The sequence below is a fragment of the Nitrospirota bacterium genome, assembly GCA_015233895.1.
Classification (GTDB): Bacteria; Nitrospirota; Thermodesulfovibrionia; order Thermodesulfovibrionales; family Magnetobacteriaceae; genus Magnetomonas.
On record JADFXG010000001.1, the window covers coordinates 361,087 to 387,513 of the forward strand.

The 26,427-nt window shown below is 40.9% G+C and carries 22 protein-coding genes; 16 read left to right on the forward strand and 6 right to left on the reverse strand.

The window, feature by feature from the left end; genetic code table 11:
• The first annotated feature begins 13 nt into the window (after positions 1-13).
• From HQK88_01590 to HQK88_01635, 10 genes are all read left to right on the forward strand, one after another.
• Complete coding sequence (locus tag HQK88_01590; protein ID MBF0615490.1) at positions 14-1,027, forward strand: class I SAM-dependent methyltransferase; 1,014 nt, start codon at positions 14-16, stop codon at positions 1,025-1,027.
• Positions 1,005-3,122, forward strand: coding sequence for a tetratricopeptide repeat protein (locus HQK88_01595; protein MBF0615491.1), 2,118 nt, complete (start codon positions 1,005-1,007; stop codon positions 3,120-3,122). The genes HQK88_01590 and HQK88_01595 overlap by 23 nt, the downstream gene beginning before the upstream one ends.
• Before the next feature lie 17 nt (positions 3,123-3,139).
• On the forward strand, positions 3,140-4,354 hold the full coding sequence (locus HQK88_01600; protein MBF0615492.1) for a YihY family inner membrane protein: 1,215 nt from the start codon (positions 3,140-3,142) through the stop codon (positions 4,352-4,354).
• An 80-nt stretch (positions 4,355-4,434) separates the two neighbouring features.
• Positions 4,435-5,097: a cell division ATP-binding protein FtsE gene (gene ftsE, locus HQK88_01605; protein ID MBF0615493.1), complete on the forward strand. Its 663-nt coding sequence runs from the start codon at positions 4,435-4,437 to the stop codon at positions 5,095-5,097.
• A gap of 1 nt (position 5,098) precedes the next feature.
• The gene (locus tag HQK88_01610; protein ID MBF0615494.1) at positions 5,099-5,968 is read left to right on the forward strand and encodes an ABC transporter permease; all 870 of its coding nucleotides are present in this window, start codon (positions 5,099-5,101) and stop codon (positions 5,966-5,968) included.
• Positions 5,965-7,098, forward strand: coding sequence for a peptidoglycan DD-metalloendopeptidase family protein (locus tag HQK88_01615; GenBank protein ID MBF0615495.1), 1,134 nt, complete (start codon positions 5,965-5,967; stop codon positions 7,096-7,098). The genes HQK88_01610 and HQK88_01615 overlap by 4 nt, the downstream gene beginning before the upstream one ends.
• A gap of 26 nt (positions 7,099-7,124) precedes the next feature.
• On the forward strand, positions 7,125-8,423 hold the full coding sequence (locus HQK88_01620) for a S41 family peptidase (GenBank protein ID MBF0615496.1): 1,299 nt from the start codon (positions 7,125-7,127) through the stop codon (positions 8,421-8,423).
• Between the two features lies 1 nt (position 8,424).
• Entirely contained in the window at positions 8,425-9,105 is a 681-nt protein-coding gene (locus tag HQK88_01625; GenBank protein ID MBF0615497.1) for a ribonuclease H-like domain-containing protein, read from the forward strand.
• A gap of 203 nt (positions 9,106-9,308) precedes the next feature.
• Positions 9,309-10,109, forward strand: coding sequence for a phosphate ABC transporter substrate-binding protein (locus tag HQK88_01630; protein MBF0615498.1), 801 nt, complete (start codon positions 9,309-9,311; stop codon positions 10,107-10,109).
• 45 nt (positions 10,110-10,154) lie between these two features.
• Positions 10,155-12,392, forward strand: coding sequence for a PAS domain-containing protein (locus tag HQK88_01635; GenBank protein ID MBF0615499.1), 2,238 nt, complete (start codon positions 10,155-10,157; stop codon positions 12,390-12,392).
• Between the two features lie 31 nt (positions 12,393-12,423).
• Here HQK88_01635 and HQK88_01640 read toward each other — a convergent pair whose 3' ends face one another.
• The 6 genes from HQK88_01640 to guaB all read right to left on the reverse strand — a co-directional run bounded on the left by HQK88_01640 (position 12,424) and on the right by guaB (position 20,377).
• Positions 12,424-13,503, reverse strand: coding sequence for a glycosyltransferase (locus HQK88_01640; protein ID MBF0615500.1), 1,080 nt, complete (start codon positions 13,501-13,503; stop codon positions 12,424-12,426).
• A 194-nt stretch (positions 13,504-13,697) separates the two neighbouring features.
• Positions 13,698-15,638 (reverse strand): 1-deoxy-D-xylulose-5-phosphate synthase, encoded by a 1,941-nt coding sequence (locus tag HQK88_01645; protein MBF0615501.1) that lies wholly within the window; start codon positions 15,636-15,638, stop codon positions 13,698-13,700.
• Positions 15,593-16,477, reverse strand: a complete 885-nt coding sequence (locus HQK88_01650) for a polyprenyl synthetase family protein (protein ID MBF0615502.1) — start codon at positions 16,475-16,477, stop codon at positions 15,593-15,595. The genes HQK88_01645 and HQK88_01650 overlap by 46 nt, the downstream gene beginning before the upstream one ends.
• 184 nt (positions 16,478-16,661) lie before the next feature.
• Positions 16,662-17,324 (reverse strand): PAS domain S-box protein, encoded by a 663-nt coding sequence (locus HQK88_01655; GenBank protein ID MBF0615503.1) that lies wholly within the window; start codon positions 17,322-17,324, stop codon positions 16,662-16,664.
• Positions 17,325-17,372: 48 nt separating this feature from the next.
• Complete coding sequence (guaA, locus tag HQK88_01660; GenBank protein MBF0615504.1) at positions 17,373-18,911, reverse strand: glutamine-hydrolyzing GMP synthase; 1,539 nt, start codon at positions 18,909-18,911, stop codon at positions 17,373-17,375.
• Positions 18,911-20,377, reverse strand: coding sequence for an IMP dehydrogenase (gene guaB / locus HQK88_01665; GenBank protein MBF0615505.1), 1,467 nt, complete (start codon positions 20,375-20,377; stop codon positions 18,911-18,913). The genes guaA and guaB overlap by 1 nt, the downstream gene beginning before the upstream one ends.
• 205 nt (positions 20,378-20,582) lie before the next feature.
• On the opposite strand from guaB, the gene HQK88_01670 reads away from it, so the two are divergent.
• The 6 genes from HQK88_01670 to purE all read left to right on the forward strand — a co-directional run bounded on the left by HQK88_01670 (position 20,583) and on the right by purE (position 26,337).
• Complete coding sequence (locus tag HQK88_01670) at positions 20,583-21,830, forward strand: hypothetical protein (GenBank protein MBF0615506.1); 1,248 nt, start codon at positions 20,583-20,585, stop codon at positions 21,828-21,830.
• On the forward strand, positions 21,827-23,542 hold the full coding sequence (locus tag HQK88_01675; GenBank protein MBF0615507.1) for a long-chain fatty acid--CoA ligase: 1,716 nt from the start codon (positions 21,827-21,829) through the stop codon (positions 23,540-23,542). Before HQK88_01670 ends, HQK88_01675 begins: the two co-directional genes overlap by 4 nt.
• A gap of 142 nt (positions 23,543-23,684) precedes the next feature.
• Positions 23,685-24,065, forward strand: a complete 381-nt coding sequence (locus HQK88_01680; GenBank protein ID MBF0615508.1) for a response regulator — start codon at positions 23,685-23,687, stop codon at positions 24,063-24,065.
• A gap of 48 nt (positions 24,066-24,113) precedes the next feature.
• On the forward strand, positions 24,114-24,941 hold the full coding sequence (locus tag HQK88_01685) for a HAMP domain-containing histidine kinase (protein MBF0615509.1): 828 nt from the start codon (positions 24,114-24,116) through the stop codon (positions 24,939-24,941).
• Positions 24,922-25,716 carry a response regulator gene (locus HQK88_01690; protein ID MBF0615510.1) on the forward strand — a complete coding sequence of 265 codons (795 nt, stop codon included), beginning with the start codon at positions 24,922-24,924 and terminating at the stop codon, positions 25,714-25,716. Before HQK88_01685 ends, HQK88_01690 begins: the two co-directional genes overlap by 20 nt.
• Before the next feature lie 147 nt (positions 25,717-25,863).
• On the forward strand, positions 25,864-26,337 hold the full coding sequence (gene purE / locus HQK88_01695) for a 5-(carboxyamino)imidazole ribonucleotide mutase (GenBank protein MBF0615511.1): 474 nt from the start codon (positions 25,864-25,866) through the stop codon (positions 26,335-26,337).
• Positions 26,338-26,427: the final 90 nt, after the last annotated feature.

Consider the following 26,427-nt stretch of genomic DNA (forward strand, 5'->3'; position numbering starts at 1 on the left):
GTTTAGCCGATAGATGGCCGGGGTCATCTGTAAGTTTTGCGCCTCTGAGATACTTGCGCCGTCTTTGTCTGATATTACATTCAGCAATAAACGCTATAGCGTTTTTTTCTGCAACAAATGCAAAATTGGCATGACTGACCCTGAACCTAATAACTCGCAACTGTCTAAACTCTATGAAGTTGGCAAGTACCGTGAAAAGAAAGGGAGGCGGTTTGTCCCTTTTATAGAGTATTTTATAATTGCCTTCAGACACTCCCGCAGAAGGCGGATAGAGTTTTTTAAGAAAAACGGCAGAATTCTTGACATAGGCTGCGGGCGTGGTCTGTTTCTACACATAATGAAGCAGCACGGCTGGGACGTGTCTGCTGTGGAGTTTGACAAACCAACCGCTACAAACGTGTCGGAGACTTTTGGTATCAACTGTATATCCGGACATCCGGATTTATGGACTTTCACCGCTGCCTCATTTGATGTAATAACTTTAAACCACGTTCTTGAACACGTCCCGTGGCCGCTTGAAATGCTCAATAAATGCAACAGCCTGCTTAAATCAGGCGGACTTATTGTCATCTCAGTTCCTAATTTTTCAAGCATTCAGGCCTCCTATGCCAAAGAAAACTGGTTTCACCTCGATATTCCCTATCACCTCAGCCACTTTACCGGGGACGGGCTGATACGTGTTATAGAGCAGCATGGATTTAAAATTGTAAAGGTACGGCGTTTTGACCTTGAGTACTCGCCATTTGGCTGGCTTCAAAGCCTTTTAAACTCAGCAGGGGTTAGAAAGAACCTCCTCTACTCATATATACTTGATATGGAGTGGTCAAAGAGGCTGATTAAAGATGTTTCTAAATTTTATGTATTAATAATTATTTTTTTATTTATATTTTTTGCGCCCATCTCCTTAATTCTCTCACTCTATGAATCATACGTGAAAAAAAGAGGCGGAGTTACTGAAGTTTTTGCACTTAAAAAAGACACACTGTCTGATATAGTTGGAACTGATGATAATACGAAAATTATTTAATAAATTTTCTTTAAATGCGCTTTGCATAATATATCTTACTGCGCTTGTGCTTTATACAATGATTTCAATAAGCACTCTGCCTGTTCTTAAAGGAGACACTGATATATTTTATCACTTAAGTGGCGGCAGATACATATTGAGCCATATGGAAATCCCTGCGACATCTTACTTTTCCTTTATATCTCCTCAAATACACTGGGTTGACTACTATTGGCTGTTTCAGGTGTTTAACTATAAGATTTACAGCTTATTTGGCATCTCCGGGCTGGTTTTTGTGCGATCGGTTATTTTTATGGTTACAGAACTGATTGTGTTTATGTTTCTGTTAAAAGACAAAAATAAGCCATTGCCTTATATCTCATTTATATTTTCCATGTACTTTCTCCTGCTGTTGCCGCGGGGGTTACAGAGCCGTCCTCATGCCGTCAGCTATTTATGTATGGCGGCATTTTTGTATATATTGGAATTTAAAAGGGAAAAAGCCTGGATTTTGCCCTTAATAGCAACCCTGTGGGTTAACTTTCACGGCATAGAGTATCCGGTTATGATTCTCATTGCCGGAGCGTATCTTTTTGAAACTTATGTTTTAAGGGTAAGACAAAAAAGAAATTTTACAAAAGATGAATATGCCTTTTTGATGTCTCTGACGTTAGTCTTGTGTTGCGTTTATTTCACCCCTCATGGGGTTGCGCTGCTTAAGGCACCCTTTATCAGTACCCGGTACGCTTCTGAGTACATAACAGAACTGGTAAAGCTGCCGCTGTCTGATTACTTTTCGTTTCTTGTAAACACAACAGATGTGCCTTATCAAACCGTTTTTAATTTGTTTTTAATTGTAACAATCTCAGCGATTGCGGCAAACATCAGAAAGCTGCAGCTTAGCCACTTTATTATGTTTGTTGCTGCTGCGGTTCTTATTTTTAAGGCAAACAGGTTTTCACTTGAATTTTCGCTCCTTGCGCTCCCTTTAATAAGTGCCAACCCACCAGTTAAAAAATCCGAAAAAACCCTTTTTCACACCCCTTCAATTGTTGTCATATCCCTGATTCTTATGTCCATTCCATTTATAAACGTGCGGATGCTGCTTAAAGCAGTCCCCGTATCAAAATCCGTGCTTCCACACGGTATCGTGTCATTTTTGAAAAAAGCAGACACAGGCGGCACAATTATGAACCACCCCAACAGCGGCGGCTATCTGGAGTGGGAACTGTACCCGCGCTATAAAATATTTATGGATATGGAAATCCCTTTTTTGTTTAAAGATGAGGATATGTTTAATGTCTTAAGTTCATTTACAAATCCTTCAGCATTAGAAGCCTTTCTCAATACCTACAAACCTGACTATATAATTGTCTCATTGCTTAACGGAGCATTTAAGCACCTCATATCTTCAAAACACCCGGAATACAGGGTCGTGTTTTTTGACGACATTGAGGTTTTGTATGCAAAAAACTCTGAAATTACAGAGAAGTACGCCCTTAAAACAATTGATCCTTTCACACTGACTGGGCTGGATCTAAGACAATTAACACCTGATGTCCGTGAGTCCTTCTTAAAGGAGATGAGGAGTATCAACTCAATTGACCCGGACATTGAGCTTGTTAATCAGGTTCTTGCCATTATACTTACGGAGGAAAAAAAATACGGCGAGGCTTTAGTCTGTGCCAATACTATAATAAGGGTCTCCCCTTCTAACCCGCGCGGGTATATGCTTAAAGGGGATTTGCTGAACAGACAAGGTAAGTATGAGGAGGCAATCAGAGCGTTTAAGGCCGCACTATCTAATGCAACCGAGGATGCGGTAAAAAAGGATGTTTACAAAAAACTCTGGTACAGTTATTCATCCCTTAAACAAGATGAAAAAGCATACGAAATGCTCTCAAAAGGAGTTGATATTTTTACCTATAGCAGCACATACGATGACCTGTACGCTCTGGGACTCCTTGCTTTTACAACAGGAAAAACTGATGAGGCTTTCACATTATTTACCTTTGCTCTTAAGAAAGCCCCTGATAATGACACACTATGGAAAGACAAGATTGAAAAGATGCTGCTGCAATATAAAAACTACAAAAAAAGTTCTGCAGCAAATTAACAAACAGAGACTTCAATGTGTATTGTAAAGGCATGATGGCTTACTACAGGTTTATAATACTTGAGACCATACGGCATTTCAGAAAAAACAACGGTACACTTCTTGCTGCAGCGCTGACCTATCAGGGGCTTTTATCTTTTATCCCGTTTTTGCTTCTGATTTTTCTGCTGCTGGGAAAATACATAATGTCCTCAGATGTTGTATTTCTTAACTTTAAAAAAACTATTTCACTCTTTTTGCCCTACTCTCAGGACATAATAATTAAGGAGGCGAGAAAACTCTACATCGCTGAGGACAACTGGAGCATAGCCAGTATTGCTGTCTGTGTATGGTTTACATTTCCTCTTGTGGATGGTTTAAAAACGCTCTTTTCCAGTGTTTTTAAGGAAAAAATTAACCGGTCGTTTCTGAGAGAATTAGCCTCAGATGTGCTCTCAACGTTTATCCTGATGTTTCTCCTTGTGTTTCTCGTTCTTGGAGAGGTTGTCTATATTGAGATAATTAAACCTATTATAAAAGACATCAAAGCTCCCTTTGATTTGATAGATGTTACGGGTAACTTTGTTCTCACACTTTCAGGATTAATACTGTTTTATTACTTGTTTATACCGGTTAAGGTAAAACTTAATCATATTGTTGCCGGCGCCTCACTGACTGCCATAGCGTGGATAGCGTTAAGGCCATCGTTTGCCCTTTTAATGCACATCAATCCACAGATGGGATTTGTTTTTGGCTCTCTTAAGGCTATCTTTGTTGTGTTTTTCTGGGTTTATATGTACTTTTATGTTTTGATTTTAGGGGTGGAGTTAACAGCGTCTTGTTCACAAATCCGGCTGATAGCAGTTGAATCTCTGCTCTCTCTGCGTACTGCCAAACCAGGAGCTAAAGCACTTGCAAGGTTTACGCTTAATTTTAGAGATGGTGTTGTCATCTTTGACAAAGGCACACAGGCTGACAGTTTTTACTACTTAGTGAGCGGGCTCGTTTCGCTTGTTGAGGATGGGCACCCTCAGGTTCAAAAAATGTCCGGCGATACTTTTGGTGTAGAAGAGATGCTCCTTAACTCAACAAGAGCGAAAACGGCTGTCGCTAAATCTGATGACGTCATTGTACTTCCTGTACATTCAAATGAGTTTAAGGCTCTTGAAAAAATTAATCCACAAATTCCGCTTATGATTATAAAAAATCACTTAATTCCCGTAGAAAAAAATAAAAAATCCATTCTCTTATAATTACTGATTATTTTTTGTTATAATGAGTGGTATATACTAAATAAATGCAATACACGCGAAAGGAACTGAGACGAGCATAGATGATAGTGCTTGATAAGGCTTCAAAGTACTACGATGCGCAGGCGGCTTTAAAAAACGTTAGTTTCTCTATAAAAAAAGGGGAACTTGCCTTTGTTACAGGTCCTAGCGGCGCAGGGAAGACTACTTTGTTTAAACTCCTCTACCTTGCCGAAACACCCGATGATGGAACAATAACCATTGCCGGTTTTAATACATCCAACCTTAAAGAGGCCACAATCCCGTTCCTAAGGAGAAATATAGGTGTTGTGTTTCAGGATTTTAAACTATTAAATAATAAGACAGTATTTGACAACATCGCACTGACGCTTCGAATCAGGGGGATTATGGAGAGGGAAACCAAAGAACGTGTCCACAGTGTGCTAAAACTGGTAAATCTAAGACACAAGTCCGATAAATACCCGGCAACACTCTCCGGAGGCGAACAGCAGCGAATCACACTGGCGCGAGCCATCGTGGGCGAACCCACCGTTATGCTTGCCGATGAGCCTACCGGTAACCTTGACGCTGAAAACGAAGACAACATCATGAAAATATTTAAATACATAAACAACAAAGGCACAACTATACTCATTGCCACTCACAACAGATCGCTGTTTACCAATACTGGTAAGCGGGTTTTTTATCTGGATGAGGGCACACTTGCCAAAGAAGAGATAGCGTAAGATGTTTTCAGTTAAAATGGCGCTACAGAGCATTTTAAGGGAAAAGTGGATTAATTTTCTGACAATGGCAACTCTTGGCGTTTTATTATTTATCTTCTTTGCCATCCTGCTTGTCCTCTATAATGTGGAGATGCTTACCTCCAAAATACCCTCGAAACTTTCCTCTCTTGTTGTGCTTAAAGATGATGCTTCAAAGGAGGAGATAGCAGCCGTAGAAAGTGAAGCCAAACGGAGCAAACTTGTAAAGACCGTTGACTTCATCTCAAAGGAGGCTGCTATGGAGGACCTTAAAAAAGTTTTTAAGTCTGATGATTTTATATTAAAGGGGTTTGGCGAAAATCCTCTTTTTAATTCTTATGAAATCAAATTTAAGAGTGATGAAGATGTTAAAACATCCGATATAAAAGCATTAATATCAAAACTAAAAACTCACAGGGCGGTTGACGACGTTGAGTTTGGACAGGCACAGATGGAATCCCTTTCTGCCTTAAAACGCGGAGTCAGAACTATCGGGCTTACGCTTTCCACCACCTTTGCCTGTGCCGTGGTTTTCATAAGCTATACGACTGTTAAAATACTTTTTTACAGGAGAAAGGAGGAAATAGAGATATATAAACTACTGGGCGCTACCAGAGGGTTTATCAGGCTGCCTTTTTTTCTGGAGGGCTCAATAGTTGGTTTTTGCGGCGGACTTAGCGGGGCTGTCATGCTTCAGGTGCTTAATAAAATTACGCTTTCTAAACTTACAGCAGAAATTCCCCTGTTTGCAGTAGTTAACATTCCTTTTACTGTATTTTTACTGTTTCCGGTGATCGGTTTGATGTTGGGACTTGGGGGGGCCGTGTTTGCTGTGGGACGAGTCAGGTATTGAAGATAAAAATGTTTTATTTATTTATTTTCGTGTTTCTGCTTTACGGCATAGACTGCCACGCTGAGGCACTGAAGGAAAAATACAAAAAAATACAGGATGATATAAAGGCAAATAAGGAGAAGCTGGATAAGGCAAAGAAAAAAGAAAGCTCTATAATGACTGATATAGAAAGAGCCGGTCGTGAACTTAATAAAATAAATTCCGAAATCATAAGAGACAGGAAAAAAATAAAAGACTTAGAGGATAATATAAAAGTGGTTAAGGCAGATATTGCTAAAACAACAAAAGCCGTGCAGGCAGTCAAAAAAAACCTGAAGAGACGGTTTCAGTTGATACAACGCTACGGCTACGGACTGGACAGATTAATAGTGGTGCTCAATGCCGAGGATTTTAATGAGCTTTTAAAAGTAAACAGATACATGGCCAGACTGACAACCACAGAGTATAAACAAATGAAAGAGTACAGGGACTTATCAGCAAAGCTCTCTGATAAAGAAAAGTCCCTTAAGGGGATGTACGGGGATATAAATCAACGAAATGAACAGCTGGTAGCCGCAGAAAACTCCCTGGTAAAGAAAAAACAGGAGCATGAGCACATTTTATCGTCAGTGAAAAAAGAGCAATTCAAATATGCCTCTTTACTAAATGAGCTTGAATCCACATCAAAACAGATAAAAGAGATAATACAACGGAGCGATTCCGATTTGTCCGAACAGGGAAATGAATTCCGGTCTCTGAAGGGCTCTTTGCCATGGCCGGTAAGAGGGCAGGTTTCAATACCTTATGGATCGCATCAGGATCCGCAGTTTAAAACACCGGTTTTCAGATACGGCATCTACATAAGCACCAACGACAACGAAAAGGTGCGTGCCGTGTATGAGGGAAAAGTGGTGTATGCAGATACCTTTAAGGGATTAGGCCAGGTGGTTATACTAAGTCATGGCCTGGGGTATCACACGGTATATGCAAATCTGAGCAGCATAGCACAAAAACAGGGTGAGTACGTAAAGAAAGGCGACATGTTGGGCATAGCAGGCGCCTCTGGTGTTTTAAATGCAACAGGAATATACTTTGAGGTAAGATATAAGGGAAAGCCAGTTGACCCTATGCAATGGCTTAAACAACGATAATTATAAAGGATGTTCAGGAGGGATAAATGAATAAAAGACTAAAGCACTTGCTCATTTGGACGGCTTTTGTCGCAATAATAGCAAGCGGAGTGGCAGTTGGCAGGTGGACGGTAAAGTCCGTAAGCGCTGAGTCGGAAACGTATCAGGAATTAAAGCTGTTTACTGAGGTTATATCTTTGGTAAAGAGCAGTTATGTGGAGGAGGTTAAAACCAAGGATTTAATTTATGGCGCTATAAAGGGTATGATCAGCTCTCTTGACCCCCACTCGGCCTTCATGACACCGGACATGTATAAGGAGATGAAGGTTGACACCAAGGGCGAGTTTGGCGGCGTAGGCATACAGATAGGCAAAAAGGGCGGTCTTCTGACTGTAATTGCACCGATTGAAGATACACCTGCATATTTGGCCGGAATAAAGGCTGGAGATGTTATAACAAAGGTTAACGGCGAAATTACCGACAAGATGACTCTCATGGATGCGGTCAATAAGATGCGGGGCCCAAGGGGAACAAAGGTTATTCTCTCAATCCTCAGAAAGGGATGGACTGAACCAAAAGACTTTACAATCTCAAGAGAGATTATTAAAGTTAAGAGCGTAAAAAATAAGGTTCTTGAAGGGAACATCGGCTATATAAAAATCAGCCAGTTCCAGGAAAAAACCGTGCAGGATCTGGTTAAAGCAATTAACACGTTGAAAGAAAAAAAGATAACCTCGGTGATAGTAGATTTAAGAAATGATCCGGGCGGGTTGTTACAGAGCGCTGTGGGTGTGGCTGAGCAGTTTTTACCGTCACACAAACTGGTCGTTTACATAAAGGATCGTTCAGGGGATAAGAAGGACTTCTATACGGAGTCAGAGGGCAAGCTTGATATGCTGCCCATGGTGGTGCTGGTAAATGAGGGATCTGCAAGCGCCTCAGAGATAGTGGCAGGGGCTCTCAAGGACTGGAACAGGGCAGTTATTCTGGGTGTGACCACCTTTGGGAAAGGCTCGGTTCAGAGTGTGCTTGGGCTTAGTGACGGCTCAGGGTTAAGGCTTACTACCGCAAGGTACTATACCCCTAACGGTATTTCCATCCAAAACACCGGAATAACACCAGATATAATAGTGAAGATTAAATCTGAAAATGGAAAAGAGCACAAAGTGCTAAGGGAAAAGGACTTAACCGGACATCTGCAAAACGAACAGATTGAAACCAAAGAGGGTGAAGAGTCAGACTCAACACCGCTTGAGCTTGAAGAGAAAGACGACACACAGCTTCAAAGAGCTATAGATATATTAAAAACCGGGGATACACTGAAGAAAAGTAATAAAACCAGCTGATATGTCCCGTGTAATCTTTGACATAGAGACGGCAGGGTTTGACTTTGAAAGCCTTGACCGCTGGTTACAGGAGTATTTTCTAAAGTGGACAAACACGGAGGATGAGGTGAAGGCTGCAAAAGACAGCCTCTCCTTTTATCCAAACACGGCTGAGGTGGTGGCAATTGGAATGCTCAACCCTGATACTGAAAAAGGAGCAGTATATTTTCAGTCTCCGGGGGGCACAGTTAAGCCTTTTGATGAGGACAATATATCATACTACCCAGGCACTGAAAGCGATGTATTGTCTCAGTTTTGGGAAACTATAAAAAAGTACGACACCTTTGTAACGTTTAACGGGCGGGTGTTTGACTGCCCATTTGTTTTGGTAAGAAGCGCCGTATGCAGAGTTATGCCAACACGAGAACTCTTGCCTAACCGTTACGGCACTGAGCACATTGATTTAATGGACAGGCTTAACTTCTTTGGCGCCTCAAAAAGACGGTTCAGCCTCGATGTGTGGTGCCGCACGTTTGGCATAAAAAGCCCAAAATCCGACGGGGTCACAGGATATGAGGTAAAGGACCTGTTTAGGTCGGGAGAGTTTGAAAAAATCGCAAGATACTGTGCCGGAGACCTGTGGGCAACTCAAAAACTTCTCTTCATCTGGGAAAAATATATTAAGTTTCCCTCTTTAAAGTAAATTTTAAGTTTAAACTAGTTTGCTTTACTAAAAACAAGTATAAAAGGTAAAATTGACTACGTTGTTAAGTGAAAGGGGGACAACAAATGTTATATCTTTTTTTGCTTAAAATATCAGCCATACTCAGTTCTTTTAACTTAAGAAGTGTGTTTTCACCATTGCCATTATGGTTTATAGTCTGTGTATTTTTCGGGAGTTTATTTATGTGTTCCGGAGTAAGCCACGCATTGGATGTAAATGGCAACGATAAACTTAAGATAGAAGGGAACCTAACGATCACAGGTTCCAGCACTATGTGTCCACTGATAAAGGCTATAGGTGACAGATTTCATTCGTTGTATCCTAAGGTTATCCTTGACGTACAATGTGGCGGTTCAGCCCGGGGCATTAAAGACGTCAGGGAGGGAAAATCCAAAATCGGGATGGTATCCCGTGCTCTTACCGATAAGGAGCAGGACCTTTTCGGTTTTACAATCGCCCGCGACGGTGTCAGCATCATTATAAATAAAAATAACCCCGTTGTTACTCTCAGCAATAAGCAGATATTTGACATTTTTACCGGTAAGATTACCAACTGGAAACAAGCCGGAGGCAATGATGCCAACATATCTGTGGTGTTGAAAACAAGGAGAGGGGCCTCAACCGAGCTCTTCTACGATTATTTCAAATTTAGTAACGACATGTTAACCGGCAAGTTTATCGACGGTGATAATTCAGTAGTAATAAATGCGGTGACAACTAATCCAAATGCAATTTCATATGTTTCATCTGGTGAAGCACAGCGTAAAGGACAAGCAGGAGACGCTGTTAAGATTATCCCTGTTGACAACATTATGCCCACAAACAGGAATATCATTACCATGAATTATCCAATTTCCCGTGCGCTCTCTCTTGTTACGAAAGCACTTCCATCCGGCCTGGAGAAAGAATTCATCAACTACTGCCTCTCCTCTGCGGTCAATAATATAATCGTACAATATGACTTCGTTCCCTACGAGGAGTGATATAATCATCAGAGCACCTAAAAATGCCAATATGGAGATTCTGAGATGAAAATATTGGACAGCGCAAACAGTTACATTGGCCGTTTAAACATAAGAACTGTTCTGTATATAAGCTTCACGTTGGCTTCTATACTTTTTATAGTTCTGGGAACTTTTGTCGAATGGAGAGAGGATGTCACACTCGATGGGATGTTTGCAAAAGAAGATAATTTGGACAAGATCTCTTTCCTGTGTTTGGATGCCAACTCTACAATGCTGAAAGCCCGAATTAATATGGGAAACTTTATTCTTACGTACAAGGATTTCGGCTATAACGAGGCTAAATCAAGATATATAACGCCAATACTTACCTATGTTTCCGAGATTAAGAATATAATGGGCAATATCCGGTCTTTGACAAGCAATCAGAGTATTAAAGGAATAACCTATAAAATAGACATGGAATTGGATAAGTATCAGAGTACTATCTTTAATTTGACAGATAAATACATGGCACTTGGTTTCTCTAATTCGGGGACTTATGGTGCACTGCAGAGTAGCGCACGGGAGATTGAGTCACTTTTAGATATGCAAAAAAACTTTCAGCTTAAATCAGATTTACTGATGCTTCGCAGAAATGAAAAAAATTACATCATACAAAACAGGGACCTCTACGTTACAAAACATCGTGAGGACAGCGATACATTTAAGAAAAATATTGCATCAGCACAATTACCATCTGACATTAAATCCAGGCTCATTACTCTGGCTGATTCATACGCCGGTTTTTTCCAGCTATATTGTCAAACATCCGACGAGATCAGGACTATTAATAACAACTACGTTCAATCAATACGCACTATAGAACCTCTGCTGGCTTCTCTTAATGAGGAGGCTTTCAACAGCGTTATTGCCTCAAGACAAGAAAGAGAGGAAAGCGGGGATACAATATCCTTAATAAGGTGGGGTTGCGGTTTTCTTATTCTTTTAGGCACGTTAATCATTGCGTACATTATATCCACCGTAATATCGAGAGATGTGAAGGAGTGCAAGTCTTTTGCTGAAGAGATATCTACCGGCAACCTTACTAACAGATTACGGCTAAAAGGAAAAAATGAATTTACCTCGCTTGCCATTGCCTTAAATAAAATGGCGGAATCCCTTTCGTCATATGCCACTAAAATGACGTCAAGCACGGAACAATATCGCGCACTGGTTGAAAACAGCCAGGACTTAATCATTCGATACGACAACAATTACATTTGTCTTTATATGAACCCCGTTTGCAGCAGGCTTGACAGCTCTGTTGACCTCGATTATTTTATAGGTGAACCGATAGATTCTAAAATATTTCTGTCTAAAGACATTGCTTTATCGTGGAAAGAGATGCTGCAAAAGGTCTTTAATACCTGTCAAACACAAGAGGCTTATTACGACTTTGAAACACCCGGCGGAACAATCTATTTTCACGCAAGGTTCTTTCCGGAGTATGCCGAGGGCGGAGAGATGAAAGGTGTTGTAATAACAGCCCGCGATATAACCATGCAAAAACTTGAGGAGCAAAAAAACAAACATAAGGAGCAATTGCTCATTCAACAGTCTAAGATGGCAAGTATGGGGGAAATGATTGGACTGATTGCGCATCAGTGGAGGCAGCCTCTGAATGCTCTGGCTCTAAATGTTAATGATGTGAAGGATGCTTATACTTTTGGTGAACTGGATGCAAGATACATCGAGGAATCAGTTAGTGCCTCGTTACAACAAATTGAATTTATGTCTAAGACAATAGATGATTTTAGAAATTTTTTCATACCGGCAAAAAAGAAAGTCCATTTTTATGTAAACACTGCCATAGAAGAATTACTCTCGATGTTTTTGCAGATATTTAACAAAAGCCATATAGATATTTTTATAAAAGCTGAACAGGGCACAGCACTGCTCACAGATGGATATCCCAACGAGTTCAAGCAGGTGCTGCTAAACATTTTGAATAACTCAAAAGATGCAATTATTTCTAAAAAGAGGACCGATACTCAACTTCAGGGGAAAATAGAAATCTCTATCGGCAACAACGAGGACAACTCTGAAATTATTGTCTCAATAAAAGACAATGGCGGTGGAATTCCTGATGATGTAATAGGAAAAATATTTGACTCTTACTTTTCAACAAAAGGCTCTGAGGGCACAGGGGTTGGCCTTTATATGTCAAAAACGATCATAGAAGAAAAGATGCACGGGAAAATATCTGTTTCAAACATAGAGGATGGAGCACAGTTTATCATACAACTACCAGTTGCAACATAAAATAAAGTTTAATATTCATAATTAAGATTACTCACTTCTTTTTAGACGAACACATTTTGTTATTAGCAATTTTATTCATTATGGGAGCATACTTTAACCCTTTCCAGAACTTTTTCATAAGCCAAACATATATGAAATAGGTCTTTTCGCAAAGCTCATGGTAAGTATCCGGCGGTATCACAGCACTTGCAACAACTGAGATTCGCTTTAATAACCTGTAAGACAGCGGAGGGCTTATCTGGGCAAAATCTTTATACAAAATTGCCTCCTTAAGAGCCTTAAGTTTTTCACCGTTGCCGTTATAAAAAAATATTTTTTTTCTGTTTATTGCCATCTGCATTTTGTTTAATATCAGTCTGTTATTTATAGCCATGTCGTCCATCCACTTCTGCAGGTCATGTAAGTTGAGTGATTCTTTTTCAATTATCCTCTCTATAGTAAAGGTATCGTGATTTGACCAGCAGTTTTTACCATGGATTCTATAGCCGCCCAGAGGCTTAGGGATGTAAAGAATATTTCTTGCAACAAGAGGCAATACCGTGTGCAGATATGAGTCGGCACAGACTCTGTAGGATTGTGGAACAGGCAGAGTTTTTTTAAGGCAATCCATCCTGAAACTATTTCCGGATGTCGGTACAACAGGAATAAATACACCTCTGAGGTAATCTTCACAGTTATATTGCCTGAATGCAACATCGCCCTCATCCTGGTTCCACAGGTATTCATCTCCACCGTTTTCATCCAATATGCTGAGATTGTGGTTAATAACGTCCACCGTATCGAATTTTTCAAAGTGTTCGGCCACAACCTTTAACTTATCTTTATACCAATAGTCATCCGCATCCAAAAGTGAGACAAGCGAGCCCTTTGCACGTGAAAAGCCGGCATTTAAGGCCGAAGCCTGTCCACCGTTTTCCTTATATACATAGGTTATTGCCTTGTTGAATCTCTTAACACGCGTGGATGTATCATCGGTAGAACCGTCATCAACCACAATTATCTCTACATCTTTTAGGGGAAACGATTGACTTAAGACCGATTCAATTGCCTGCTCTAAATAATTACCATAATTGTAAGTATCTATGACGACTGAAAAAAACGGTACTGACACCTTATTGCCATCTTCTCCTTGGCATTTATAGGTACAAGCGTGCAAAACCTCGCCGCGGCACCATCATTTAAGCTCATACGGCAAACTACCTCTACGTAAAACATACCAGAGCTTGATCAGCCTTTTAATTGTAAACGATTACCTACACAAATTGCAATAAGTGTCTTTCTTTGCAATACATATAGGCTCATGTATCATTTACTAAGAACACCCATAACAGTCTGATAAATTCCATCATCATCAATGCCGTACAATTTCCTTAATATATCTTGTCTGCCGTGTTCGACAAACTTATCAGCAATTCCCAACACCTTAACTGCTACGTTGTTAAGGCCTGTGGCATTAAGGAATTCCAGTACGAGGCTTCCAAATCCTCCTGCCGTTACGTTTTCCTCTACTGTAACGATTGCTTTCACTTTCTGTGACAGTTTTACAATCAAGTCTCCGTCAAGAGGTTTTATAAATCTCATATTGACAACACTTGCCGACACTCCGGAGCTCTCTAACCGCTTTGCAGCTAAGAGCGCATAACTGACGCTTTGCCCGGAGGCTAAAATTGCGACATCCGTGCCGTCTCTGATGATTTCACCCTTTCCTGGTTCCAGTGTTGAGTTAATCTCCTCAAGCTCGTCCGGCACCGTGTCTCTTGAGTATCGGATAGCGCACGGAGTGGCAAGTTTAAAGGCAAGCGCAAGCATATCTTTCATCTCAGTTGAGTTTTTAGGGGTCATGATGGTCAGATTTGGAATACTTCTTAGAAATGAAATATCAAAAAGACCGTGATGTGTTGGGCCATCCTCTCCTACGATTCCCGTCCTGTCTATTGCAAACACAACCGGCAGATTCTGAAGGCATACGTCATGAATAACCTCATCATACGCCCTCTGCAGAAATGTTGAATACACTGCAACCACAGGTTTAATTCCGGATGCGGCAAGCCCTGCGGCAAACGTGACGGCATGTTGTTCGGCTATACCAACATCATAGAATCTGCCTGGAAACGTTTCAGCAAACTCTCTTAGCCCGGTTCCCTCTTTCATAGCAGCCGTTATCGCTACCACTTTAGGATCAGCCTTAGCTGCCTCTGTCAGTGCTCTGCCAAAGATCTCGCTAAAAGACGGACATTGTGCACACTTTTTGGGTTCACCGGTATCTGTCTCAAATGGCCCGACACCATGAAACCGCGACGGTTTCATCTCTGAAAACTCATATCCTTTGCCTTTTTTTGTGATAGCATGAATAAGTATTGGGCCCTGCTGGGTTTTTACGCTTTCAAAGGCGTCAATCAATCCCGCTATGTCGTGGCCGTCAACCGGCCCCATGTAGGTAAACCCCAGCTCTTCAAATAACATCCCGGGAATGAAAAAACACTTCAGAGTGTCTTCAGTGCGTTGGGCTAATTTTGAGAAATGGCCTCCCACCTTTGGGATTATTTCAAATATAGTCTTTGTTTCTTTTTTGAATTTCTGATATATACTGCTCCCCATGGCGCGTGTCAGGTAGGTGGACAGAGCGCCCACGTTTTTAGATATAGACATCTCATTGTCATTTAACACAACAATCAGGTCCCGCTTTAAATGTCCGGCATTGTTTAAGCCCTCAAAGGCAAGTCCACCCGTAAGAGCGCCGTCACCGATTACGGCTATAACCTTGTTGTATCTGCCAAGTCTGTATCCGCCCTCTGCCATCCCCAGTGCTGCCGAAATAGAGGTTGAACTGTGGCCGGTTCCAAAGGCGTCATGGGGGTTTTCATCCCGGCGCGGGAAGCCGGAAAGCCCTCCGTGTTGCCTCAGAGTATGAAAACGCCCAAAGCGTCCGGTTATAAGCTTATGAGGGTAGCACTGATGTCCGACATCCCATATGATTTTATCCACAGGACTCCTAAACACGTAGTGAAGCGCAAGTGTAAGCTCAATCACGCCCAGTGAGGATGCCAAATGCCCACCGTTTATAGATACCCGCTTGATTATAACATCACGTATCTCACGGGCTAAGTCTGAAAGCTCTTCTAACGAAAGTAGTTTTATGTCTTCAGGTGATTTTACCTCTGATAGTATGGAAAAGTAGTCGTCACTGTCATTTGAAACTGTCAATTTGTCCTCTTTAGAAGATAATTTGCTATCTCCTTTAGCCATATTGCTTTGTCTTTAAAAAACTCCGCCGATTCTAAACCCCGGTTTATTAATTCCCGGGCTATTTCCTTTGACCGTTCTATTCCATACAGGGCAGGATAGGTCATTTTATCTTTATTGTCATCGGATCCTTGTGGCTTTCCCAGTTCCTCAGTAGTGCCAGTTACGTCTAAGATGTCATCAACTACCTGAAAGGCAAGCCCTATGGCCTCTCCGTAGTTGCTAAGAGCGTCCATCTCAGGTTTTTGGGCTCCATAGAGAATGCCGCCAAGACGCACCGAGGCCTTAAGCAACGCTGCTGTCTTATTTCTGTGAATAAACTCAAGAGTAGTTTTATCAGGTGTCTTACCCTCTGAGATAATATCAAGTGCTTGTCCTGCCACCATCCCGTATAGTCCGGCTGAGGCGGCAAGCTCTTTAATAGCAGGTATTATGTATTTAGTGATGTCGTAATCACCTGCCACAACTGTAAACATTCTAAAAGCCTCGGTTAAAAGCCCATCTCCGGCTAAAATAGCCATTGCATCGCCATACACCTTATGATTTGTGGGCTTACCGCGCCTTAAGTCATCGTTATCCATAGCGGGGAGATCGTCATGTATCAGCGAGTATGTGTGAATCAACTCAAGGGCACATGCCTGAGGCAGTATGTCTGTGCCGACTCCACCACAAGCCTCAAAGGCAGTTATGCAAAGAATCGGCCTGATTCTCTTTCCACCGGCAAACAGAGAATACCGCATCGCATCAAAGAGCACCTCCGGTTCTCCGGGCTGCCGAAAATACATCTTTAAAAAATCCTCTGTCAGAGACTTTGTTTCAGCTAAATATGTGTTTAAGTCCATTGCGCCTTTTGCCATAAAACTACTGACGTTAAATTAACCGTTTTATTGTTCAAATCCGGTATAGTGTTTATCACACCCTAATTGTATCACGAAAGCAGATTTCTTTTCAACGAAAAAAAGGAACGAACCCCTGTCGCCTTAAAAACAGCAGCCATGGGGTCAGCCATTTTACTTACACTTTATATCAACTCTCAGCTTCAGAAAGTTGGGTATTTAATGCTACATTCATTGATTCGATTTCTTTCAAATAGCTTGCTATTAACCTCTCATGTCCCATCTCAGCTTTAGAAAGTTGGATCTTTAATGCTGTATTTATTGATTCTATTTCTTTCAGATAGTTTTTTATTAGCCTCTGCTGATTTTTGCGGGCAGTTATATCTGATACAATAGCAAAAGCACCTATAATGTTTCCTTTTTCGTCTATGGTAGGGGAGGCAGCGACAAGTACATCAATTATCGAGCCATCTTTACATATTAAACGACTTTCAATTCTTTCTCCTATTCCATCTCTTTGACGTATTACATGTTTTTCAGCCTTATGTTTTTCCTCTTCCTCCATAAAACTAAACAGTGGCGCACCAAGCATTTCACTATATGGGTACCCAAGCATATTAATCATCGCATTGTTAACAAATATGGTAATGTTTTCTTCATCAATAGCCCATATGCCCTCTTGTGAAAGCTGTACAAGTTGACGATAGTTTTTCTCATTAAGTGCAATCTGTTCAAGCTTATATTGCATTTCCTTTTGGGTTAACATGGCTATTTGTAGAGACTTTTCAAGTTTCACACGTTCAGCTATCTCTTTAGACAGTTCTATGTTAAGGCTGTTGTTTTCTACTAACATTGATATATTATACCATATAAGCAATAACTGCAGACTATTAGAAAAACCTTACTCCCACTCTATCGTTCCGGGAGGTTTGCTGGTTATATCATAAACAACCCGGTTTACGCCCTTTACCTCATTTATTATCCTGTTGGATATATTTGATAAGACGTCATAAGGGAACTTTGCCCAGTCTGCCGTCATCCCATCCACGCTGTTTACAGCACGAATTGCAATCACATGCTCGTAGGTTCTTTCATCACCCATAACCCCTACGGTTTTTATTGGTAAAAGGACGGCAAACGATTGCCATGTGTCTTTGTAGAGGCCTGCCTTTTTTACCTCTTCAAGCACTATGGCATCCGCTTCTCTGAGAATATGGAGACGCTCCGCTGTAATCTCACCGATACACCTTATGGCAAGCCCAGGGCCTGGAAAAGGCTGACGAAAGCAGATTTCCTCAGGAAGCCCCAGCTCAAGCCCAATTAACCTGACCTCGTCTTTAAATAGCTCCCTGAGAGGTTCAACAAGTTTAAGTTTCATCACATCAGGAAGTCCGCCGACATTATGGTGGGATTTTATTGTGGCCGATGGTCCCTTAAAAGATACGCTTTCTATAACGTCAGGATACAGTGTTCCCTGAGCAAGATAATCCACACCCTCTATCTTATGGGCCTCCTCCTCAAACACCGTAATAAACTCATTTCCGATGATTTTTCTCTTTTTCTCCGGGTCGGTTACTCCGGCAAGTTTAGTCAGAAATCGTTCTGATGCTTCAACCGTTATCAGGTTAATATGGTAATACTTCTGAAAGGTTTCAACAACCTTTTCCCGCTCGTTTTTTCTTAAAAGCCCGTTATCCACAAATATACAGGTCAGTTGCTTACCTATGGCTTTGTGAATAAGAAGTGCCGCCACAGAGGAGTCCACCCCTCCGCTTAAAGCGCAAATTACCTTATTGCCGCCCACTGTGTTTTGAATTTCTGACGTTGCCCATTCAATAAAGGATGCCATCTCCCACGAGGCAGTACAGTTGCATATATTAAAAAGAAAATTACTGATTATAGTAGCGCCCTGTGCTGTATGTGCGACCTCGGGATGGAACTGAAGAGCGTAGAGTTTATCGTCCTTTGCCGCTGCTGCAGCAAAGGGAGCATTCTGTGTCCGCCCTATCACTTTAAAGCCACCAGGCAGTGTAACCACATTATCGCCGTGGCTCATCCACACGGTTGAGGTTTTACTCACTCCCTGCAGCAAATCCGTATCATCGGTGGCTATTAGCTCAGTTTTACCGTATTCCCGTCTTGAGGATTTCTCTACAGTGCCGCCTAAAAGATGCGCCATAAGCTGCATACCGTAGCATATACCCAAAATTGGAACGCCGAGAGAAAATATCTCCATGCCAATCAGATGGGCATCTGAGTCAAACACACTAGCAGGCCCCCCGGAAAGTATTATCCCCCTGGGGTTAAATTTTTCAATTTTGTCAAACGGCGCATTAAATGGGAAAATCTCTGAATAAACATGTCGTTCCCGAATGCGGCGCGCTATAAGCTGAGTGTATTGAGAGCCAAAGTCAAGTATCAGGATTTTATCTTCAAACATTATTCTGTTCTGTAGTTGGGTGACTCTTTTGTTATTATGACATCATGAACGTGGCTTTCCCGAAGCCCTGCGTTTGTAATCTGTACAAAGGAGGCATTGTTACGTAGCTCTTCAAGAGTACCACAGCCGCAGTATCCCATGCCAGAGCGAAGCCCTCCGACCAGTTGATACACTGTTTCAGATATAGGGCCTCTGTAGGGCACACGCCCTTCAACTCCCTCAGGAACAAGTTTTCCGGCATCTTCTATTGCGCCCTGAAAGTACCTGTCTCTTGCGCTATGAGCATCCGCCATAGCACTTAATGAGCCCATCCCACGATAGACCTTATAACTTCTGCCCTGAAACAGGATAGTCTCTCCGGGAGATTCCTCTGTGCCCGCAAAAAGATTTCCTATCATAACGCTGCTTGCGCCCGATGCCAGAGCTTTCGTCACATCGCCGGAGTACTTGATTCCGCCGTCAGCAATAACCGGAATTCCGTACTTGTGGGCCACATCGCAGGTTTCAATAATGGCCGTTATCTGAGGGACGCCTACGCCGGCTACAATTCGGGTTGTGCAGATAGAGCCCGGTCCTACCCCCACCTTTAAGCCATCCACCCCAGCCTCTATTAGCTCAAGGGCAGCCTCTTTCGTTGCAATGTTGCCAGCCAACACTGGTATTTTAAAAATCTTTTTCAATTCTTTCAAAGTGTCAATAACTGTCTTAGAATGTCCATGTGCCGTATCTAACACAACCACATCAACACCGTTGTCACAGAGTAATTCAGTTCTGACCATAGCGTCTTTCCCTATTCCCACTGCAGCTCCCACCCTGAGTCTGCCGTACGTATCCTTGCAAGCGTTAGGATATTTCTTTTTCTTTTCGATGTCTTTTATCGTTATTAACCCCATGAGGTTAAAATCCTTATCAACGATGGGAAGTTTCTCTATCTTGTGTTGATGCAGTAGTTCTTTTGCCTCGTCCAGATTAGTGCCCTCTTTTGCTGTAACGAGATTTTTACTTGTCATGACCTGGCTGACCTTTTTTGTCGTGTCGGTTTCAAATCTGAGGTCTCTGTTGGTGAGGATTCCGATCAGTCTATTGTTTTCCGTAACGGGGACTCCGGATATCCTGTACTTTTCCATAAGACTCAGAGCCTCTTTAACCAGAGAATCATGGGATATGGTTACCGGGTCAACAATCATGCCGCTTTCTGATTTCTTAACCTTGTTAACTTCTAAAGCCTGGTTTTCCGGAGTCATGGCCTTATGGATTATCCCTATACCGCCCTCACGGGCTATTGCTATGGCAAGGCGGGATTCAGTTACGGTATCCATTGCAGCACTCACTATCGGAATATTCATCTTTATGTCTTTTGTAAGCCAGGTCTCAACGTTTACATCAGATGGTAATGTGCTTGACTTGCGTGGCACTAAAAGCACATCGTCAAAAGTTAAACCTAAACGTATATCCTCAACTTTCATATTCAGCACTTCCCTGTTTTATAAATTTTTAAGATATTTATTCTAACATCATAGCTGTAATTTTATCAATTCCCAAAAAGGTTTTTTGCAATAGTAAATTGAAATCTTAAAAAAAGAAAATTGTTAACACATACTAATTATCTTTTTAATCACCAAATATTTTAAAATATACTCCGATAGAAACATTAAAGAAAGGCGGACTCTTATGACTTCAAAAAAAGAAGACATTCTTAACACTTGCATACTGTCAGCGCTTGCTGTAGTTATTTTTCTCAGAGCGCCTATCCTTCTTACAGCTCCAAGATTTTATGACGAAGACGGTTGGTGTTTTTTTAAATATGCCTATGAGAATTCTTTTTTTAAATCTCTTTTTGTAGTTCATCCTCATAAAGGATATTTAGACGTTTTTTTAAATATATCGGCGTATCTGTCCTCTTTAGTACCACTAACGTTTGCTCCCGCTATATTCGCTTTCATAGCTTTTTTCGTTCAACTGATTCCCCTTGCCATTGTTTTATGGGGACGCTCTTTTTTCTTTGATACCTACTTAAAAAAAATAATTACAACATTAATAACAATATTTGTTATATCAACTGGAGATATGTGGATAGCACCAGCAACCTCGCAGTATTTCCTGTTTCTCGCCGCTTTTTTAATTTTAGTTTCAGAGGTTGAAGGAGAGACTAAATTCAAAATATGGGCTTACCGCCTGCTGCTTTTAATTGCAGGTTTTGCTGGCATACCCTCGTGTTATCTTACTCCGATTTTTATTTTACGTGCTTTTCACAGGAAATGCCGTGAGCATACAATTCATGCCGCCATACAGGTTTTTACGTCTGTTTGCCAAATAGCAGTAATAATTCACTCATACTATACAACTGGATTTCCACAAAGGTTTAATAACAGAGATCTTCATAGTGTCCTGTCACTTTATCTTGTAGAAAACTATATGTTGCCTATTTTTGGCTATACTTTTACACAGTTAATTTTAAGTAATCTTATATATCTAATATTTGTTGTACCGGTTGCCATATATTTAATCTGGCTGGTTTATAAATCAATTTCAGATTTAAACAGAAGGTTATTGGTTATTGGAATAACATTTTGTTCAATAATGCTTATGCTAACCTCAATGGATATTATAGGGGGGGCAAGGTATGCGTATGCCCCCGGAGTGATGCTAATGGTACTAATACTATCTTATGTTAAATTTAATAAGAACTCTTTTCTGAAAGTATCATCCATAGTAGCTTTTGCCCTGACGGTAACCGCACTAACCACATCAATGGCAGAATACAGAGCCAGAATGAAAGCAACTGTTAATGAACATTGGCCGGATTGGAGAACTGAAATAGCTATATGGGAGAAGGACCCAAACCACCCTATAAAATTATGGCCGCAGTTTGATGATTACAAGCCAGTGCTTAAACTCAGCCGCAAAAGTGATAAATGATACAAAACATTACTGACAGCCGGCAGTATAAATCTGATGCCGCTATCCTTTATGAGCGAGGGCTCCAAACTCCCGATGCTCCACGGTTTATGTCCTCAGATGGCACAAACGGCTGGATAACTACCACGTGGGGAGAGTTCCTTAAAAACTCCGCAGCGCTTGCGCTCTATCTGAAATCTATCGGAGCAGGGCCCGGCGTAAAGGTATCAATATTTGCAAAAAACCGTATCGAGTGGACTTTTTCTCTAATGGCAATACATGCTTGCCGCAGTGTGTTTGTTCCCGCGTATCACTCCAACACTCCTCATGAGGCCGGGTATATAATCAATCACTGCGATGCACAAGTGCTTATAACTGAGACTGATATGCTGCCGGTTGTTTTAAAAGCTCTACCTGATATTCCTAACGTTAAAAATATAATTGTAATGGGAACTCAGGCGGAATCTTACAGAGAATTAGAAAATAAAGCGATCTTTTTTAACGATGCGCTAAGTGCAGGCTTTGCCATGTCAGAGAGTGTTGCGGATGAGTTCAAAAAACTTGTGGATGAGTTTAACGTCGATGACGTTGCAGCAATTTTATACACATCCGGAACCACGGGCAGGCCCAAAGGGGTGGTGCTGACACACAGAAACCTCTATGAAAATGCCACCGATTGGATAAATACCCTTGGCTCTCTTATTCCGGAGGTGCGTGTGGATTTACTGTGGCTTCCTATGTCTCACATATTTGGCTGGGGGGAGTACGGGTTAGGAAACACGCTTGGGTTTACCACGTATCTGACAACTCCGGCTGAAGTGCTGACAAAGATGCCGGAGGTCAGGCCGACTGTTTTTATGAGTGTTCCTGCTTATTGGGAAAAACTGTACCTTGACTCAATAAATTCATCTCGCGATGAAAATGCCCAAATTGATAAGCTGCGTGAACTAACCGGAGGAAGGCTTGGGTTTTGTCTCTCTGGCGGCGCTGGCCTTAAGCGTGAGGCAAAGGAGTTTTTTCTTAAAGCCGGCATGTTAATAATTGAGGGATATGGCCTTACCGAGTGTTCCCCAACGCTTACTATGAACAGACCCAATGATTTTGATTTTAACACTGTTGGAAAACCGTTTCCCTCTGTTGAGTTAAAGTTATCATCGGATGGTGAGATTTTAGCAAAAGGCCCAAATATTTTCAGTCAATACTACAAAGACCCTGAGGCTACAGCAGAGACATTTGCAGAAGACGGATGGTTTAAAACCGGTGACCTGGGTGAGTTTAATGAGCATGAGTTTTTAAAAATCAAAGGCAGAAAAAAAGAAATCATAGTAACCTCAGGCGGTAAAAACATATCCCCGCAGTTAATTGAGGTACAGTTTAAAGATGACCCTCTTATTGAACACATTGTGCTCTATGGAAATGAAAGAAAATACCTTACAGCACTTATTACTCTTAAAGAGGCGGCCGTTAAATCTTATGCAGCTACGATTGGGATTAACTTTTCAACCTACAGTGAACTGATTAACCATACATCCATGCGGGAAACAGTCCAAAAAAGTATAGACAGAGTCAACAGAAATCTGGCGTCGTTTGAAACAATCAAAAAATTCTATATTCATAGCGGCCACTTGACAGTCTCAGAGGGATTTCTGACCCCCTCTCTTAAACTAAAACGAAACCGGGTCTGTGATACATTTAAAAAACTCCTTGACTCAATGTATGAAGAGACAAAATAAAAGGGATTTCTATGGAAAATTTTTGAACTATTAAGCAAAAAACTATTTAAGTTAAATTTGAAAAAATCCAGATATTTTTTGTATTATAGACACATAGGTTGTTAACTTGGGAATTGTTTAACTATGTTTGAAAGGGCTATTAATGGGGAAATATGGAATACTTTTGGTGGATGATGATTCGCATTTGAGGAAGTTATATAAGGGAGAACTAGAGGACGAGGGTTATGCGGTTCATACGGCTGCCTCCGGTATGGAAGCCTTACAAATACTTGAGGAGGATTTGATATTACACAATTGGGGTATTGACTTGGTTACTTTGGATATTTTAATGCCTGGGATGGATGGGATAGAAGTTTTAAGGAGAATAAAAGAAAAGTCACCATGTTTTCCTGTTATCATGAGTACGGCTTATGATTATCAAGATGATTTTTCTGTGTGGGCTTCAGATGCGTATGTTATAAAAAGTGCTGACCTAGTAAAATTAAAACAAACTTTAAAAACACTTTTAGGAAGAAACAGATAAAAATAAAAAATGAATACAGCGACTGAACAGGAAAAGAAAGTAGAATATTTGGAAGAAAGTATCAAACGATTGGTGCGGGAAAAATTAGAATGGGAAAACAGAGCGCGCCAACTTGAGAAAAAAATTCGCACCACTGATGATGTAATCAAGATTGCTAATGAAAAAGAAGACGATTCAGAATTTTTACAGCAGATTGGTGAATTTACAAACCAGTTTGTACATGACTTGAGCACTCTTCTTTCAAAAATATCTAGCCTCATTAATATAATAGAGATGTCTTTTAAGAATAAAACAATCGAAAATGACCCAGAGAAGATAGATGACTTAATTTCTGAAAACAAAAAACGTTTAGAATCTATCCACAGACAACTGAGAGGCTTAAGCTATTTAAACAAAAAATATGTTCAGGGATTTGACAAGGTAAATCTAAATGAAGTCATAAGTGAAAACATAGAGATGATTCGGTTACATTATGAAAAGTGCAGCATAGAAGTTAATATGTCAGATGAGCCGATAGTAATTCAGGCTGACAGGGAGTCCTTAAATCAAATTGTTTCCAACCTTGTTATAAATGCGGTAGAGGCAAGTGACCCCGATAAAATAAATATTACCGTAACTGCTAAACAAACCGAAGGACAGATTGAGCTTACAGTTACCGACACCGGCATAGGAATTTATGAAAGAGAGAAAGACAAGATTTTCAACTTACACTATACAACAAAAAAGACTGGTTTTGGTATTGGGCTTCATTTGGTAAAGAAGGCTGTGGAACTTCACAGGGGACAGATACAAGTAGAAAGTAATCCTGGGGTTGGCACCACTTTTACGGTCATACTACCCGTTAATCAGGAGAGCAATGATGGCAATAATACCTAAAATTCTTCTTATTGATGATGACGTGGAATTTAACGCATCAGTCAAAAATTTTCTTCAAGCCGCTAATTATCATGTTACAAGTTTTATTAACGCCAATGAGGCTCTCATGGCAAGCCGTGAGGAATTCTTTGACATTGTAATTTGTGACGTTTACATTCCATTTTATGGGATGGAGGTTGGCGGTCTTGAGGTAGCAAAAATAATTATAGAAAAAAATCCAGCATGTTTTGTAATTATAATATCTCAGTATGCATCTGCAAGTCTTTTCAATAAGTTTCTTAAAGCACCATCTAATCGAAATCTCAGATATTTAGAAAAAACACCCATCGTTGAAAGGCAGTTGTCAGAATTTAACGAACCCCTTTTAAATCTTGTAAGAGAAGGGCTCAATAGTAAATTTATTTTTGTTTGCATGCCATATGATGATAAGTTTAACGATGTTTATGAACTTGGTATTAGAGGTGCGGTAACGGAGCTTGGGTTTACATGTATGAAAGCTAATGAAATGCAATATACTGGCGGGATAATTCAGAAAGTTTATGAATCTATAAATACAGCTCACCTGATCATTGCAGATATGACAGACGAGGATCCGAATGTATTTTATGAAGTCGGATACGCACATGCAATGGGCAAGGATGTTATCCTGATTACGCAAAATGCTGACAAGATACCAACAAACTTAAGTAATTTCGTGCATACAATATACGACTCTTCAAAAGTAAGAGTTCTCAAAGAAAACTTGAAACAAAAAATACAAGAATTGCTCTCATAGCATTATACAAAACTGAATAATCAAGATTTTTAATTTCTATGCGAAAAATCATTGAATTTTATTATGAAAAAATGTTTTCATCACTACATAAATCTATAAAAACGGAGGTTTGGACAATTGCAGGATAACCCGCTTGTGGGAATAGTTATGGGAAGCGACAGTGACAGTCTGGTTGTGGAAAAGGCCGTCTCAGTGCTCAGGGAGTTGGGACTGCCCTTTGAGGTAACGTTGTCATCGGCTCACCGCATGCCTGAAGAGACTGCTCTCTACGCCAAAAGTGCCCGACAAAGGGGTATCGAGGTAATCATAGCGGCAGCAGGCATGGCAGCTCATCTGGCGGGAGCAATAGCTGCTAACACAACACTTCCTGTTATAGGAATTCCCATTAAATCAGGCGAACTAAACGGCCTTGACGCTCTTTACGCTACCGTACAGATGCCCACAGGAGTTCCGGTTGCAACAGTTGCCATAAACGGTGCTGCTAATGCCGCATATCTTGCCGCCTCAATCTTATCCATCAAGTATCCTGAAATTATGGATAAACTTAAGGACTACAGAGAAAACACAAGGAAATCGCTTGTTGAACAATCAAAAGCCTCCTGGGCAGTGGAATCCCCTTAAAGTAACGATGACCCCTAAAAAGTTTGTGGGTAATTGAAATTTTTATCAGTTTTATGGTAATAATATAGTTTAGCGGCTTAAAATCTTAGT